Source organism: Limosilactobacillus secundus, from assembly GCF_020784695.1.
GTDB lineage: Bacteria > Bacillota > Bacilli > Lactobacillales > Lactobacillaceae > Limosilactobacillus > Limosilactobacillus reuteri_F.
In genome coordinates this window covers 1-16,970 of the sequence record NZ_JAJGUA010000043.1, presented here as the reverse complement: position 1 = coordinate 16,970, position 16,970 = coordinate 1, and the positions used below count along the sequence as shown (strand labels likewise).

Here is a 16,970-nt window from a genome sequence, read left to right as displayed (position 1 = left end):
CCCCCAATTGTTAAGCAAAAAGACTATCTACTATCTCTTCAAATTTCTTAATAAATTGAGCATTATTTGACTTAATCGTATTAATATCAGAATTTGAAATTTTATCATAATTCAATATTTTGTCTTTTAGTGTGCAAATATCATAAACTGGAATAATATTATTCATCTTTTCATCTATTAATTTCACGAACTCTACTTGGTGATTATTTATGTGTTCACCATATTTTTCTTGTCGAGGAACCACAATCGGAATCTTTCCAATTTGCAATGATGCTATAAAACTAGCAGGTCCTCCATGTGTTATAACTATTCTCGCTTCTTTTAGCTTTTGTTCCATTTCATGTAGCGAAAGAAATTTGTGATATTCACAATTTTTTGGTATATAGCTGCTATATCCTGTCTGTACAACTACCTTCTCTTCAATAAAAGATTTTTCAACTAGCTTGTCAATTTCTTCTAAAAGCCTATTAAAAGATTGCTCATGAGTTCCAACTGTAACAAAAATCATTTATAAATACCTCTTAAAATATACTGCCCAAATTAATTGCCTTAGGATATACTTTCTTTTCTTCGTCCCACTGAACTATAAATTTATCAACAATAGGATAAACTAGTCGTCCTGTCAATGTTGGTTTATTATATCTATCAAAAACCTCTATATAAACTAATTTAGCACCCATTAATTTACCAATATAAAAAAACGGCACTGCAACTGCTGCTCCACTAGAAATTATCAAATCAGGCTTCTCTTTTTTTAAGACCTTAATAGCTAAAAAAGTATTTCTGATTAGATTCTTAAGATTTCTATTTGTAGGATAATAACAGAAGTATTTTTTCTCTTTTTTCAATTTACTCTGAGCGTCTTCTTTATCAAAAGTCACCCAAAACCTTTTTTTATTTTCCCAGAACGGTTTTAACATATATAAATGCGTTAAGTGTCCACCGCTTGATCCTACCAAACAAACTTTCATAATTATCACCTCTAAAAATAAATGGTAATGAATCTAAACTTCATTACCATTTTAGTTAATATGATTCATTAGGTTTAAACATTACTACTACAGTTTTCCAAATGATCCATAAATCAAAAATAAAACTAGCTTTTTGAATATATTGAATATCTAACTGAACCATTTCATTAAATCCTACTTCATTTCTTTCAGTTGCCTGCCACAAACCAGTACAACCAGGAATCACATATAATCGCTGTTTATCATAATCACTGTATTCAGCAACTTCGGAAGGTAATGGTGGTCGTGGACCAACCAAACTCATATTACCTTTAATTACATTTAAAAATTGCGGTAATTCATCTAAACTATGTTTACGGATAAAATGACCAATTTGCGTTATCCGTGGGTCATCTTTCATTTTAAACATTGGTCCTTCAACATCATTCTGTTCTTTAAGCTCAGCTAACATTTGATCAGCATTCACAAACATGGAACGAAATTTATACATCTCAAATGCTTTACCATTTTGTCCAATCCGCTTTTGCTTATAAAAAACCGGTCCGTGATCTTCAGATTTTATTAAAAGCGCAATAATAAGCATTAAGGGACTCAAGATTATAATTCCACAAGTAGCTGCCAAAAGGTCAAATACCCGCTTGATACCATGATAAATAAAACGTGATTTTATTTTATCTCGATTTAGTAAAGCAACTTTGCTTTCCAATAATTTCACCCCCCATTATTTTTTATTTATTATCCTCTCCGTAACCGTAGCCGTAACCATATCCATAACCATAAGCAGCATCGCCATCGGCATTAACATCATTCATTACGTAACCCAGTAAATTAGCATGTGCTAAGTTCAATAATTCAACGGCCCGCTTAACGGCTAACTTCTGAGTTTGTCCTTGTTTCACAACTAAAACAACTGCATCCAGGTGACGTGAAAGGATTTGCGTATCGGTAACTTCTAACATTGGTGGCACATCCACAATGACCATATCGTAAATGCCTTTAACCGTATCCAGTAACGTTTTCATCCGTTGTGAATTCAAAAGTTCTGCTGGATTAGGTGGAATGGGACCGGCTGTTAAGATATCAAGGTTATCAACGCCACTTGGTTGAATAATTTCGCGTAAATCAACGGAATTAGTACCGCTAGTTAGGATCGTCGTTAACCCGTGTTGATTACTCTTGTTAAAAGTGGCGTGAAGGGTTGGGCGCCGTAAATCCGAATCAATTAATAATACTCTTTGTCCTGTTTGTGCCCATACTACGGCAACGTTATCCGTTACGGTAGACTTACCTTCACTCACGTTAGCTGAGGTCATCGCTAAAGTCTTGATCGGCTTATCGATCGCCATGAAGTTAATGTTGGTCCGAATCGTCCGGAACTGTTCAGAAATTGGGCTCTTCGGGTGAGCAACAGTAATCAATTTGGCCCCATTATCCATGGTATCTGTTGATTGTTGTTGTGTTCGATGAAATAATGACATATTCTCTCCTCCTTAAACCCGTCGATTACCGTTATTTTGGCGCCGACTTTCTTGATTATTAACTTTAAAGTCTCGACTCATCTCAATATGGTTCACATGGCCAAGATTAGTTAAGCCTAGTTCATTCGTGAGGTAATCATCATCATGCACACTGGTATCCATTAAGTCGCCGAGCAGGATGTATAAGAAACTGAGAATCAAACCTAAGACCGCTCCAGCCAAGGCGAATAACTTCTTATTAGGGAATGATGGTTCGTCTGGCATACTTGCCCGTGAAACTATTGTTACGTTGTTCACACTCATGATCTTCTTGATTTGTTGCTTGAAGACATTAGCAACGGTATTAGCAACTACTGCCGATTCTTGTGGATCATCGGTTTTAACTTGGAGGGAGAAGACCTGTGAATTTTGTTGAGTTTGCACACTGATAGCCTTCTTCAATTCATTAGTTGAAAGGTTATAGCTTTTACCACCACGTTCAACGACTGCCGGTTGGGCTTCCTTGATCAACTTCCGTGTACCATCCGCATTAGTCCGATAAACTGCTTTTTGTGCAGGTTTAATAACACGAACTGGATTCTTAAGTTGCTTACTTGCCTTACTCAGAATCACTTGGTTAGTAATGATATCCTTGTAGGTATTAATCATTTGGATATCCGCTTGCTGATTATTATAGGCCTGACCATTATCGTTATTTTCATGCTTTTGGTTAACCAAGATTTCTGTCGTTGCGGTATACTTTGGTACCACGACGAACTGTGCGACGACATATCCCAGCACTCCGGCTAGTAATGTCCAGATAATTAACATCTTAATATGTTTACGACAGAGCATCATTAACCGATGCAAATCAATTGTATTATTCGCTGTTTGTTGTGAACTATTCACGACTTCTACTCCTCATGTATTAATTTTTTAGACTATTTTGTAATAAATTAGTGATCCGTTGTTGCTCGCTCGTTGGCACCACTTCAAAGGCTTGACCGTCTTCATTTTGCCCTCGCCCTTGCGCATGATCTTGAGCGATGTGTTCGTTCGTATCACGATAGCTTTGCGCTAACCGCATCATATCATTGAAGGTCAAATCGGTTTGTGAGTTATCAGATACTGACCGTAAGAATGACCGGTTAAGGACCATCTTATATGAAACGGACTTCTTAAGCAAAGCAGTGATTACTAACCGTTGCCGTTGTTGCCGACCATAGTCACCGTCTGGATCATCATACCGCATCCGACTGAATTGAAGGGCCTTTTTTCCGTTCATATGGTAGGTCTCATCCTTTTCAAAGTGATAGCCTTCATAATCAAACGTCAATGGTGACTTTACATCAACCCCACCGACTTGGTTGATTGCCTTTTCCAAACCACCCATGTTAACTAACACATAGTAGTCAATTGGAATATCGAAGTGGTCTTGAATCGTATTAATTGATTCCTTGACTCCCCCATAAGTATAAGCAGCATTGATCTTTGCTGGTGAATATTGCGGATAACCCGGTAAGTTAACCTTCATATCCCGGGGAAGACTAACAATCGTGGTCGTCTTCGTCTTTGGATTCAAGGTCATTACCATGATCGTATCCGTCCGACCCTTATAATCTCGACCAAGCGCCCCGGTATCAGTTCCTAATAGGAGGATTGAAACGGGCTTCTTTTGATCAAGCACCTTTTGTGCATCTCGGGACTTGGTAGCACCTGCGCTACTATACATATCATCGGTCGTTGACTTCAGATTATGCCATGCCATTCCCGCAAAAAACAACGCAATCAATACTAAAACACCAACGACTGACCAGAAGATTTTCCATCCCCGGTGACGCCGATGATGTCTGTGGTGATGATGTTGTTGTCGTTGCATAGCATCATCATCATTATTCAAGGGTCGATTATTTTCGTCTGACATAAAAAATTTCTCCCATACCGTGACTGACAGCTTCAACCTAAAAAAGTCCACTAGTGCAACAAGTTACATTACTGGAAACCTACACTAACAATGGTAAATAACAAGTTGCGAGCTTTTTCACTATCAGTTGTCAGCCAATCAAATTTTATAATTACTTAATCCATTATTAAGAATGTACCATCGATAGTCAAGGAAGAATTTCATAACTTTTTCACACTTTTGACAAATCATTAAATCCCTTATCGCTCTCCTTGTGATTATATCAGCCTTTTAGCGGGCCAATAGCGAATGCCGATTGTTAACCACCTGTTTATTTCAATTTAGTTACAAACTTCAAATTTTGCTATTTTGCCTAATAAAAAGTGCCCAAGAAATTTTTCTTAGGCACCCTTCTAATTACATATACTTATTCAATTGTTCGTTATACTTTATCAGCTCTGACATACTGGCATCTTTTTCCGGCTCAACAATCTGCGTGGAAACCCGGTTAGCAGAGTCATCCATTTGCTGCCGACCCCAGACACTCATGGTTAAGATCATGTTACGCAAGTCATTACCATCATCGGTCAATGAATACTTATTTTCTTCATCAAGAACTGGATTAACAATTCGCAAGTTCTGCAAGGATGTTATTTCCTCTTTAAGAGCAACATCTGTTAAATCTGGTAGCAATTGATGTAATTCCTCAACGGTAAATGGCCGAAAGCCTAACCAAAAGATAATCCGTGGTTGCCATCGATCTTCTAAAACATCTAGTGTGTATTTTACGCCACACTCATCTTTCTTTTCAGTCATAAAAAATGCTCCATTCTATTACTTATAGCTACTCCTCTTCACCACCTATTATAACAAGCTAATGGACTAATGTTTATTGATTGTGCATTTTTATGATAATTTCTCCATCAAAATTTATTTATCACCCGCTTCACTTCTTTAACAAGTTCAGCTGGCGTTTCTTCACCGTATACCTTCTTATGAGCCTTATTTAGAATATGTAAAACTGTTTGGATAGAAAGATTGAGTGCCAGCTTACGAAGCTTCGTGTAAACGCAATAATCACCAAAATAGGTTCGTTCGAAGATCTCCCTTTTCATCTTTCCAAGGCGATACATCCAGTATTCAAAGAGGGAAAGCTGGTCATTAGCAACTTCATCAGCGGCACTTACAATTCGCCGAAAAGTGCGCTCAGAGGTAGCAATTTGAACATGATATTTGTCTCCTTCTCGTCCATTCATGATCATTTCTACTCTCTTATCACTCTCTAACTCACTAGCACTTTCCATCAAATGGACCATGTAATAAATAACCTGGGCATTTGATGATCCACAAGTTGGCACTAACCGCTGGTGACCGGCCACATACCCCCGTGTTTGGCAACCAACCTTGGCGAAATGCACTTCCATTTCATACTCATAAATTAGATTTGCCTGTGCAAAACGACTAAGAACATCTTTCAACTGCTCCCGAATAAGCAACTGTTCCCCATCCGCGGTTAAAACAAACGTCCGATTTTGATCGTAAGCCGTTAGCAACAAAGTGTTATCCCACTGAACTAGATAGTTTGCAACCTCCCCATCAATTTGTAGTTTATCTAGCATGCTCATATCAATAATTTTACGAACCACAATTATCTCCCTCCAAACAAGTCTTAAAAAAGTGAAAATTCGCTGTAAAACGATTCACTTTTAACTTGAATATTAAGATACTGGGATAAATCCGCCCTGTCAACGTCTTTTTAGAACACTTTTACGCTATTTTATCGTTCGCTAAGACAATAGATTTTTTGGTAAGTTAACGGTACTCAAGAGCTCTTGAGAATATTTACAAAGGATGTTCTCAACAATGAATTACCAAAAAATTTCTGACGGTTTAACTTTTCTGATGAGTGATAAGCGGATCACGATTGTCCATGGAGTATTGAAGAGTCTCGGGATCTCACCACGCCGAGATGACTATGATGATTTTGTCCAAGATGCTTCGATTATCTTTGCTCAGGCCTACGCTGACTTTTTACAGGAGAAAGATGAGGTCGAAAACGAACGGGACTTAATGTGCTTTGCTTACCAACGAATGCGCTGGCGGTTACTGGATCGGTTACGCCGGCAACAACTTGAGTGTTTTCTTTTTAATTACACCCTCGATAACGAAGAAGATGATCATGACTTTGACAATATAATGGTCGACCATTCAGCGACCGCGCCATTTGCCCATCTAGAAAATAGTGACTTTCTTAACTACCTCTATCATCACTGTCCCCACATTCAACAACGGTATTTGATCGCCAAACTCAACCACCATTTAAGTGACCGACAGATTGCGGATGAGTATGGTGTCAGCCGGGCAGCCGTTTCGCAATGGCGGCGCGGAGTAATTACCCGTGCCCACCAGCTTCGTGCTAAAATGAAAGGAGAGTTTTGAGGTGAGAATGTGGAAAAACATGAAATTGATCAGCAAGCTAAGTGGCTTCATATTAAATATGATGGCGAAGATCGTGATGATGAGTGCGTTAATGAACTTAGTATTTATCAGAACGCTGACGAACCTGAGCTGCAAATGCTGGTGTCAAATATTGATTTTGATAATATCAGCCATGATAATACTTTTGCACTGACAAAAGAAGACGCGAAAGTATTGATTGACTACTTGCAAAAATGGATTAATTAAAAAACAGGTCTGGATTGCTCCAGACCTGTTTTTTCTATTCTCTTACTTGATCTTTTCGCGGTCAAAACTTTCACCCAACATCTTCCAATAATCCATGATCATCGCAAAGTCAATTGGGCCTTGAATTCCGAGGTCGAGTTGAGTAATCTTTTGTAACTCATTACTCAATAAGACGCGGAAGTCAGTTAGTTTAATAATCGTCGAATGGGGCGATGGTGGTACCAGACTAAGAACATGATCCATGAGATCTTCAATCAGCCCCGAGTAAAAGTCCATTAACTCCTCACTTGGCAAAGCGGTTGGTTCTAATAAATGTTCCCGTTCTTTGTCAAAAATCTTATACCAGTGTGACATGGAGTTCCAGTACGCATTGTAGAGGCGTTTGCTTTCCTTATCAGCGTATTCTAGTTGGTAACGACTTAACACTTTCCACTGTTCTAACAAATCAACATAGAGTGATTCATGAGGGAAAGCCGTGTCTTCCCGGGTTTCCTTAATAAAGTGCGCCAAATCATCAGTCATCTGAACCGGTGTTTTCATTTTCATTTCTCTCATTTTCCTTTTATATTAGTTTGTTGAATGGTGATCGGTGGTTTTAGTTAATCTTTCCCATAAAACTGTGCAGCTGCAATGGCCCGTTGCCATCCCCGATACAAGTCAGCTGCCTTTTGCGAATCCATCTGCGGATCAAACTGGTCGCCAATTCGTGATAGTTTCCGTAACTCATCCTGATCTTGCCAGAAATCAACGGCTAATCCAGCAAGGAAGGCTGCTCCCAGCGCGGTTGTTTCTTCCATTGCTGCCCGCTTGATTGGTGTTTGGAGGATATCGGCCTGGAACTGCATCATGAAGTTATTCCGTGAAGCGCCCCCATTAACGGTTAGTGCTATTAGTGGTAATTGGGTGTCCTTGACCATCGTATCGACAACATCTTTGGTCTGGTAGGCAATAGCTTCCAAGGTTGCACGAATGATGTGCCCTCGTTCAGTTCCGCGGGTAAGGCCAAACATTGCTCCTCGCACTTCTTGATCCCAGTACGGTGCTCCCAATCCCGTAAAAGCTGGGACAACATAAACGCCGCCAGTTGTCTTGGCATCGACAGCCATTTGTTCGGACTCGCTTGCCTTATTAAACATTTTGAGGCCATCCCGCAACCATTGGACGGCAGACCCGGCCACAAAGATACTTCCTTCAAGCGCGTAATGGGTTTGCCCGTCCAGGCCGTACGCAATCGTCGTCAACAAGCCGTTATCCGAAAGTGTGGGTTTTAGTCCCGTATTCATGACGATGAAGGCTCCGGTCCCATAGGTGTTCTTGATTGAACCTTTATCATAGGCTGCTTGACCAAAGAGGGCTGCTTGTTGGTCACCTGCAATCCCGGCAATCGGAATCTGCACCCCATAGAAGTGGTAATCCCCAGTATAACCGTAAATGGCTGAACTTGGCTTTACTTCTGGTAGGATCGACTGCGGAATATCAAGCAAGTCGAGGATATCTTGATCCCAATCGAGGGTATGGATATTAAAAAGCATCGTCCGGCTGGCATTGGTCACGTCCGTTGCATGAACGCGCCGTCCCGATAAATTCCATAGTAACCAAGTATCAATGGTCCCGAACATCAAGTCTCCCTTCGCCGCTTTTTCCCGGGCACCAGGGACATGGTCAAGGATCCACTTGATCTTGGTAGCCGCGAAATACGAATCAATCACCAAGCCAGTCTTCTGGTGGATCATGTCCTTATAACCATCTTTAATCAATTGTTCGGCAATATCGCTTGTTTGCTTCGATTGCCAGACAATTGCGTTATAAATCGGCTTACCAGTATGCCGATCCCAAATAACCGTTGTTTCCCGTTGGTTAGTAATCCCAATCGCCGCAATCTTATAGGGCTTGATCTGGGACTTAATCATTACGTTTGAAATCACCGACTGGACACTATCCCAAATCTCCAGAGGATCGTGTTCGACCCACCCTGGTTGTGGGAAATATTGGGGAAATTCCTGTTGACTGATCGCAACCTTATTTCCGTCATGGTCAAAAATAATCGCCCGTGAGCTCGTCGTTCCTTGGTCAATCGCCATGATATATTGTTGTTCACTCAATTATATTCATCCTTTCGCTACTACTTGCGAGCAGTTTCTTCCTATTATATAGGTAGAAACTTGATGGATTTTAGATCATACAAAAAAGCCACCGTGCAAAGACTGAACTGCCTCCCCCGATGACTCTCTTGTTGTTACTTGTCGCTGACCATCTTACCAGCTACACTATAGCGGTCTTTGCGCATCTCATTCAACACGATATGCACCCGTTCGGCAGGAACATTGGCATTCTTTGAAATTGCTGCTGTAACATCCTTTACGAGAGCTTTTAATTGCTCATCGGTCCGGCCTTCAATTAAGTCAATATGAACTAATGGCATAATCCGTGCCTCCTTCTAAATTCATTTAAAATCTTACCATAAGAGCGCTTTTCCGGCAATTACATTGACGAAAAATATTTTAATTAACGCCGCGTAAAGCCTCGCGAACTCTTTCAGCTGCTTTCCGGTCCCCAGTAAAGAGGATATGATCACCATACTCGATAATCGTATCACCATGCGGGTCGATTGGCTTGTGATTCCGGAAGATCCGACTAATCGTAATGTCATTAACAAATGGCAATGTATGCAGTTCACGCCCAGTATAACGTGAATTAAGAACGGTTGCTTCATATAGTCCAGCTTCGGTATCGGTCAGCATCCGCAAGATCAATGGTGACTCAATCAACGCCCGCAAGACACTGCTTTGAACATTGAAACTATTAAAGATTTCAATCCCTTTTTCACGGAGCATACTAATATCTTTCGGGTCCAACCGCGGATTGTTTTGGCTGGCAATAACCCGTTTTACTCCATGTTCTTTGGCGATCTGAGCTAAACGCGCTGACTTATGATCATTTAAGAACCCAACAACAACAATATCACAATCAAAGTATCCTCCTTGCTCCAGAGCCTCCGCATCAAGGGTAGGCAGATATTCTAAATGCTTTACCTGACTATTATATGTCTTGAAGTTATTTTCATTATCTGTAACCATCCGCACGTCATACCAATTCTTATATAATTGCTGAGAGATCGGAACAGTTAAGGTATTGGTCCCCATAAAATTAACTTTTTGCTTGATCAAATCGGATTTTTCAAGCTTATACATTGAATTAAAGACGATTGGCGCAATGATACAGACAATTACTGCGGCCAATGTAAAGGCATCAGATTGCGCACTAGTAATTGCATGCAAATTTCGCGCAACTTGCAAGGTTGGTAATACCAAGGTAATCGTTGTCGCTACTAAAAAGCTGCCGGCAAATGAATTGCGAGGCTTAAAACGCCGCCGATAAATGAACATGGTTGGCAATTTAGCAAGTAAAAAGCCGATGACCAAAATCGGAATGAGGGCTAGCGCTTGGTGGTTAGCAAATAAATTCTTCAAGTCAAGGCGGTCACCTGTCATGATAAAGAAGAACGGGATCAGAAAACCATAACCAATTGAGTTTAAACGGTCTTCAGTTGCTTCACTTGGTTCAAGTAGTTTCATGACCATCCCAGCTAAGAAGGCCCCCAGGATATTTTCTGCCCCCACCGTTTCGGCAATTGTTACTAAGGTAAATATCAAGAAGAAAGCTAACCGAATATCAAGTTGAGTGGTTGATTTGGAAATTTTATTAAACCAAATAAACGGTTGCTTAAAACGCCTCAAGAGGAAAAAGGCTGCCAAGAAAAGAAAAACAATTAAGCCTAATCGCTTGGCATTGCCCCCATTAATAGATGCATAGAAGGTCAATGCGAGCATCGGGACCACTTCTCCTAGTACCGCTGTCAATAATAGGGTCTGTCCCACTGGCTTTTGTAAAATATCCTTTTCCTTTAATGTTGCGATAACAACGCCGAGCGCGATGGTTGAAAAAATAATTGTCGCTAACAAAATATCGCTAAATAAGTGCAAACGGCTAATAATTAAAGCAAACACAAATGAAGAAATAACAATGAGGCCAAATGCCTGTGAAGCCATAATTACGGGCGATTTACTATCACGCTTTTTTCCGGGTGTTTTCCGGAACAGGTCAAAATTAATCTCCATCCCGGACAAAAACATCAACATAATAACCCCCAACGATGATAAGAAATTCAATGTCCAATTGGGGTTAACGATATTTAAAAAACTTTTCCCAAGGATAATTCCCGTAATAATTTCAGCAATGGCGGTCGGAATTGAAGAAACTTTAAACCGCGCCATAATAATAGGAATAATTAACGCCGCTAACATAACGATTAACAGTGATAATTGTTGCATATTTCTTTCTCCTTTCCTATTTTATACAGCAATATTATATACTTCTTAACTTGAAATTAAAATATTCTAACTAAATCGACTTAAATCATGGTTCGCGGTACAATTAATATATTACACAAAAGGAGAATTTATTATCTATGGGGAATAAATTAACTGCATGTACAAGTATATTAATTGGAAAGGACGCTAGTATCGACGGCACGATCATGATCGGTCGAAATGAAGATGCTAAAGCTGCATGGCCTAAGCACATGGTTGTTCACCAGCGTGGGGAAATGCCTAGCCACTTCATCTCTAAGGATACCCGTTTAGAGCTGGACTTGCCAGAAGAAAGCGCTCGGTATACGGCTACTCCTGAATGGACAGATAAAGATGGTTTATTTGAAGAAGACGGGATTAATGAATATGATGTGGCAATGAGTGCAACTGAAAGTGCTTATTCTAATCCTCTCGTCTTGGGTTATGATCCGCTTGTTGAAAATGGGTTAAATGAAGAAGCGATGATCACTGTGGTTCTGCCATATGTTAAGACGGCACGTGAAGGAGTTCAACGTCTCGGTAACTTGATTGCGAAGTATGGAACCGGTGAAACGAACGGGGTACTTTTCGCTGACAATGACGAGGCTTGGTACTTTGAAACCGGTGCAGGTCACTACTGGGTTGCGCAACGGATTCCAGATGATGCATATGCGGTGGTTGCCAACCAACTGGCAATTCAAGAAATCGACTTTAATGATCCGAATAATTTTATGTTCCATCCGGGAATTCAAGAATTCGTTGAGAAGCACGACTTGAACCCAGATCCAGCGAGTTTTAACTTCCGCAAGATCTTTGGGACTGCTGATCGGTCAGACGCGATTTATTCTGAACCGCGGGTATGGGTTGGTCACCAAATGTTTAGCCCCCAGCAAGCAACGGATGAGACACCAGAATCAACCGAATTGCCATTTATCATGAAACCGGATCATAAGTTATCGATTTTTGATGCCCAAAACTATCTCAGTAACCATTATGAGGGAACTGAATTCGATCCCCTTGGTCACGGTGAACACGCTCATAAGTATCGGCCAATTAGTTTAGCAAAGACCCAAGAGTCACATATTTTACAGATGAACCGGCCGGGTGCCAATATTCACTGGTTAGCAATGGGGGTCGCTGCCGAAAGTACCTATGTGCCATTCTTCAACGGTATTACTGATACGCCAGCTCCTTACAAGCGTGGGAAGCTGCCGGCCCAGCTCAACTCTGCTTACTGGATTTTCAAGCATGCCAGTGTGCTAGTTGACAGCCACCTGCACGATTTTCTTCCATTATTACGAGACGTACAAAAGGAACGAAACGCCGCGGCCATTAAGATGATTGCCGAAACTGATCGTCGCCTCCCAAGCCTCAAAGGAGAAGCACGAGCAACCTTCTTAACGCGGCAAAGTGACGGTTATGCCACCGATACATTGAATGCCTACAAGAAATTAAGCCTTGAACTAATTACGAAGATGACTGATTATTGTGAATTAAATTTTAATACGGATGAGAATCTGTAAGACAAAAAAGAAGCAGCTCCTAAGTTGGAATTTCCAGCTTAGGGGCTGCTTTTTGTGTGCACCTAATTATTTATCTTCGTTGTGCTTTTTCTTCTTCGCCATTAACAAGAGTAAGACTGCTTCTAATGACATCAGGCCAAGCAATTCAGCCGTTGTTTGACTAGCATTACCAGTTTGTGGAAGCTTCTTGTTTTGCTGACTGGTCTTATTTACATTACTGTTTTCAACTGAGTTTTGGGCAGTTAAGTCAACAGTTGTGTGCTTATCAGCAACAGATGCATTTGTATTTTCAAGACCGGAAGCATTCGTACTGTTAGTAATACTCAAACTCAATGAAGCTGAGCCGTTTCCAGACCCATTCGTCGACATTGAACCAGAGCCACTGTTATCTGGGAATGGTGTTACTGGCGATTGACTACCGCTAGTAGATTCTGATCCATTTATCGATGAAGAATTACTAATTGAAGTTGAAGTACTTTCACTAGGATTAATCGAGGTGCTTCCACTTGTTGAAGGTGAAAGACTAGCACTTGTCGAAGCGGATGTACTTGAGCTTACTGAAATCGATTCACTCGTACTAATCGACATTGATACTGAATCGCTAATTGACTCAGACGGGTTATCTGGGTGTGGGTTTACTGCCGAATCACTAGTTGAGCCACTGATTGAAGCGGAAACTGATTCGCTGGTGCTTAATGAAGCCGAGGTGCTTTGACTGAGTGAAGTTGAAGTACTTTCACTTTGGCTAAGTGATGTCGAGGCACTCTCACTTTGACTCAACGATGTTGATGCACTTTCGCTTTGACTTAAGGATGTAGAAGCACTCTCACTTTGGCTGAGTGACGTTGATGCACTTTCACTCTGACTCAATGAGGTTGAGGCACTTTCGCTTTGACTGAGTGACGTTGATGCACTTTCACTTTGGCTCAACGACGTTGATGCGCTTTCACTCTGACTCAGTGAAGTTGATGCACTCTCACTTTGACTCAACGAGGTTGATGCACTTTCACTTTGGCTCAACGACGTTGAGGCACTCTCACTCTGACTCAATGAGGTTGACGCACTTTCACTTTGACTCAACGACGTTGACGCACTTTCACTTTGGCTCAATGATGTCGAAGTACTTTCGCTCTGGCTGAGTGAAGTTGAGGCACTCTCACTCTGACTCAATGAGGTTGAGGCACTCTCGCTCTGACTGAGTGAGGTCGAGGCACTTTCGCTTTGACTTAAGGATGTCGAAGCACTCTTACTTTGACTCAACGAGGTCGAAGCACTTTCACTTTGACTCAACGAGGTCGAGGCACTCTCGCTTTGACTAAGCGACGTTGATGCACTTTCACTCTGACTTAAGGATGTAGAAGCACTCTCACTTTGGCTGAGTGACGTTGATGCACTTTCACTCTGACTGAGTGAGGTCGAGGCGCTTTCACTTTGACTCAACGAGGTCGAAGTACTTTCGCTCTGACTTAAGGATGTCGAAGCACTCTCACTTTGGCTCAACGATGTCGAAGCACTTTCACTTTGGCTAAGCGAAGTTGATGCACTCTCACTCTGACTCAATGAGGTTGAGGCACTTTCGCTTTGACTCAACGACGTTGACGCACTCTCACTCTGACTCAATGAGGTTGAGGCACTCTCACTTTGACTGAGTGAAGTTGATGCACTTTCACTTTGGCTCAACGATGTCGAGGCACTCTCGCTTTGACTAAGCGACGTTGATGCACTTTCACTCTGACTTAAGGATGTAGAAGCACTCTCACTTTGGCTGAGTGACGTTGATGCACTTTCACTCTGACTCAGTGAAGTTGATGCACTCTCACTTTGACTCAACGAGGTTGAGGCACTTTCACTTTGGCTCAACGAGGTTGATGCACTCTCACTCTGACTCAATGAGGTTGACGCACTTTCACTTTGACTCAACGACGTTGACGCACTTTCACTTTGGCTAAGTGATGTCGAGGCACTCTCACTCTGACTCAGTGAGGTCGAGGCACTTTCGCTTTGGCTGAGTGAGGTTGATGCGCTTTCACTTTGGCTAAGTGATGTTGATGCACTTTCACTCTGACTAAGTGATGTTGATGCACTTTCACTCTGACTAAGTGACGTTGACGCACTTTCACTTTGACTCAACGACGTTGATGCACTTTCACTTTGGCTAAGTGATGTTGATGCACTCTCGCTCTGACTGAGTGAGGTCGAGGCACTCTCGCTTTGACTAAGCGACGTTGATGCACTTTCACTCTGACTGAGTGAAGTTGATGCACTTTCACTTTGGCTCAACGATGTTGATGCACTCTCGCTCTGACTGAGTGAGGTCGAGGCGCTTTCACTTTGACTCAACGAGGTCGAAGTACTTTCGCTCTGACTTAAGGATGTCGAAGCACTCTCACTTTGGCTAAGCGAGGTCGAGGCACTCTCACTTTGACTCAATGATGTCGAAGTACTTTCACTTTGACTGAGTGAAGTTGAGGCACTTTCACTTTGGCTAAGTGATGTCGAGGCACTTTCACTTTGGCTCAACGATGTTGATGCACTCTCACTCTGACTCAATGAGGTTGAGGCACTTTCACTTTGGCTAAGTGATGTCGAGGCACTTTCACTTTGGCTCAATGATGTCGAAGTACTTTCGCTCTGGCTGAGTGAAGTTGAGGCACTCTCACTCTGACTCAATGAGGTTGAGGCACTCTCACTCTGACTCAATGAGGTTGAGGCACTCTCGCTCTGACTGAGTGAGGTCGAGGCACTTTCGCTTTGACTTAAGGATGTCGAAGCACTCTCACTTTGACTCAACGAGGTCGAAGCACTTTCACTTTGACTCAACGAGGTCGAGGCACTCTCGCTTTGACTAAGCGACGTTGATGCACTTTCACTCTGACTGAGTGAAGTTGATGCACTTTCACTTTGGCTCAACGATGTTGATGCACTCTCGCTTTGGCTAAGTGAGGTCGAGGCGCTTTCACGTTGACTCAACGATGTCGAAGTACTTTCGCTCTGACTTAAGGATGTCGAAGTACTCTCACTTTGGCTCAACGATGTCGAAGCACTTTCACTTTGGCTAAGCGAGGTCGAGGCACTCTCACTTTGACTCAATGATGTCGAAGTACTTTCACTTTGACTGAGTGAAGTTGAGGCACTCTCACTCTGACTCAATGAGGTTGAGGCACTTTCGCTTTGGCTAAGTGAGGTCGAGGCGCTTTCACTTTGACTCAACGAGGTCGAAGTACTTTCGCTCTGGCTGAGTGAAGTTGATGCACTCTCACTTTGACTTAAGGATGTCGAAGCACTTTCACTCTGACTAAGTGACGTTGAGGCACTTTCACTTTGACTCAACGAGGTCGAGGCACTTTCACTTTGACTCAGTGATGTCGAGGCACTTTCGCTTTGGCTGAGTGAAGTTGATGCACTCTCACTTTGGCTAAGTGACGTTGACGCACTTTCACTCTGACTGAGTGAAGTTGAGGCACTCTCGCTTTGGCTAAGTGAGGTCGAGGCACTTTCACTTTGACTCAACGAGGTCGAAGTACTTTCGCTCTGGCTGAGTGAAGTTGATGCACTTTCACTTTGACTAAGTGAGGTCGAGGCACTTTCGCTTTGACTTAAGGATGTCGAAGTACTTTCACTTTGACTGAGTGAAGTTGATGCACTTTCACTTTGGCTCAACGATGTTGAGGCACTTTCACTTTGACTAAGTGACGTTGATGCACTCTCACTTTGACTTAACGATGTCGAGGCACTTTCGCTCTGACTCAGTGACGTTGATGCACTCTCACTTTGGCTGAGCGAAGTTGAGGCACTTTCACTCTGACTCAATGAGGTTGAGGCACTTTCACTTTGACTAAGTGAAGTTGACGCACTTTCACTTTGGCTGAGTGAAGTTGACGCACTTTCGCTTTGGCTGAGTGAAGTTGACGCACTTTCGCTTTGGCTGAGTGAAGTTGACGCACTTTCACTTTGGCTCAACGATGTTGAGGCACTCTCGCTCTGACTGAGTGAGGTCGAGGCACTTTCGCTTTGACTTAAGGATGTCGAAGCACTCTCACTTTGACTCAACGAGGTCGAAGCACTTTCACTTTGACTCAACG

Annotated in this window: 16 protein-coding genes; 3 read left to right on the top strand and 13 right to left on the bottom strand. The window is 42.0% G+C overall.

Annotation, left to right across the window (positions count from 1 at the left end):
- Positions 1-10 precede the first annotated feature (10 nt).
- From LMB57_RS08170 to LMB57_RS08135, 8 genes are all read right to left on the bottom strand, one after another.
- The gene (locus LMB57_RS08170) at positions 11-508 is read right to left on the bottom strand and encodes a glycosyltransferase (protein WP_124216387.1); all 498 of its coding nucleotides are present in this window, start codon (positions 506-508) and stop codon (positions 11-13) included.
- Between the two features lie 13 nt (positions 509-521).
- Entirely contained in the window at positions 522-971 is a 450-nt protein-coding gene (gene pssD / locus LMB57_RS08165; protein WP_086118379.1) for a PssD/Cps14F family polysaccharide biosynthesis glycosyltransferase, read from the bottom strand.
- Positions 972-1,026: 55 nt separating this feature from the next.
- Positions 1,027-1,677 (bottom strand): sugar transferase, encoded by a 651-nt coding sequence (locus LMB57_RS08160; protein WP_229278174.1) that lies wholly within the window; start codon positions 1,675-1,677, stop codon positions 1,027-1,029.
- Positions 1,678-1,699: 22 nt separating this feature from the next.
- On the bottom strand, positions 1,700-2,449 hold the full coding sequence (locus tag LMB57_RS08155; RefSeq protein ID WP_229278173.1) for a CpsD/CapB family tyrosine-protein kinase: 750 nt from the start codon (positions 2,447-2,449) through the stop codon (positions 1,700-1,702).
- Between the two features lie 12 nt (positions 2,450-2,461).
- Complete coding sequence (locus tag LMB57_RS08150; RefSeq protein ID WP_124216390.1) at positions 2,462-3,337, bottom strand: YveK family protein; 876 nt, start codon at positions 3,335-3,337, stop codon at positions 2,462-2,464.
- Between the two features lie 19 nt (positions 3,338-3,356).
- Positions 3,357-4,352, bottom strand: coding sequence for an LCP family protein (locus LMB57_RS08145; protein ID WP_229278172.1), 996 nt, complete (start codon positions 4,350-4,352; stop codon positions 3,357-3,359).
- 396 nt (positions 4,353-4,748) lie between these two features.
- The gene (locus LMB57_RS08140) at positions 4,749-5,147 is read right to left on the bottom strand and encodes a winged helix-turn-helix transcriptional regulator (RefSeq protein ID WP_229272287.1); all 399 of its coding nucleotides are present in this window, start codon (positions 5,145-5,147) and stop codon (positions 4,749-4,751) included.
- 107 nt (positions 5,148-5,254) lie between these two features.
- Entirely contained in the window at positions 5,255-5,977 is a 723-nt protein-coding gene (locus LMB57_RS08135) for a hypothetical protein (protein ID WP_229278171.1), read from the bottom strand.
- Between the two features lie 217 nt (positions 5,978-6,194).
- Between LMB57_RS08135 and LMB57_RS08130 the strand changes: the two genes are divergently transcribed.
- Together LMB57_RS08130 and LMB57_RS08125 are read left to right on the top strand one after the other, a co-directional pair.
- The gene (locus LMB57_RS08130; protein ID WP_229278170.1) at positions 6,195-6,770 is read left to right on the top strand and encodes a helix-turn-helix domain-containing protein; all 576 of its coding nucleotides are present in this window, start codon (positions 6,195-6,197) and stop codon (positions 6,768-6,770) included.
- Between the two features lie 9 nt (positions 6,771-6,779).
- Positions 6,780-7,016, top strand: coding sequence for a hypothetical protein (locus LMB57_RS08125; RefSeq protein WP_035151494.1), 237 nt, complete (start codon positions 6,780-6,782; stop codon positions 7,014-7,016).
- Between the two features lie 42 nt (positions 7,017-7,058).
- Here LMB57_RS08125 and LMB57_RS08120 read toward each other — a convergent pair whose 3' ends face one another.
- The 4 genes from LMB57_RS08120 to LMB57_RS08105 form a co-directional block, all read right to left on the bottom strand.
- Positions 7,059-7,571, bottom strand: a complete 513-nt coding sequence (locus tag LMB57_RS08120; protein ID WP_324255233.1) for a hypothetical protein — start codon at positions 7,569-7,571, stop codon at positions 7,059-7,061.
- A gap of 44 nt (positions 7,572-7,615) precedes the next feature.
- The gene (gene glpK, locus LMB57_RS08115; protein WP_229278169.1) at positions 7,616-9,118 is read right to left on the bottom strand and encodes a glycerol kinase GlpK; all 1,503 of its coding nucleotides are present in this window, start codon (positions 9,116-9,118) and stop codon (positions 7,616-7,618) included.
- Positions 9,119-9,252: 134 nt separating this feature from the next.
- Positions 9,253-9,438, bottom strand: coding sequence for a 2-hydroxymuconate tautomerase (locus tag LMB57_RS08110; protein ID WP_065533034.1), 186 nt, complete (start codon positions 9,436-9,438; stop codon positions 9,253-9,255).
- A 79-nt stretch (positions 9,439-9,517) separates the two neighbouring features.
- On the bottom strand, positions 9,518-11,347 hold the full coding sequence (locus LMB57_RS08105; protein ID WP_229278168.1) for a cation:proton antiporter domain-containing protein: 1,830 nt from the start codon (positions 11,345-11,347) through the stop codon (positions 9,518-9,520).
- A 137-nt stretch (positions 11,348-11,484) separates the two neighbouring features.
- Here LMB57_RS08105 and LMB57_RS08100 point away from each other — a divergent pair, with 137 nt between their 5' ends.
- Positions 11,485-12,888: a C69 family dipeptidase gene (locus LMB57_RS08100; RefSeq protein ID WP_229271052.1), complete on the top strand. Its 1,404-nt coding sequence runs from the start codon at positions 11,485-11,487 to the stop codon at positions 12,886-12,888.
- A 66-nt stretch (positions 12,889-12,954) separates the two neighbouring features.
- On the opposite strand, the gene LMB57_RS08095 is transcribed toward LMB57_RS08100, so the two are convergent.
- Positions 12,955-16,970: MSCRAMM family adhesin (locus LMB57_RS08095; protein WP_473964534.1), on the bottom strand; the 4,016-nt coding region annotated here is incomplete at its 5' end.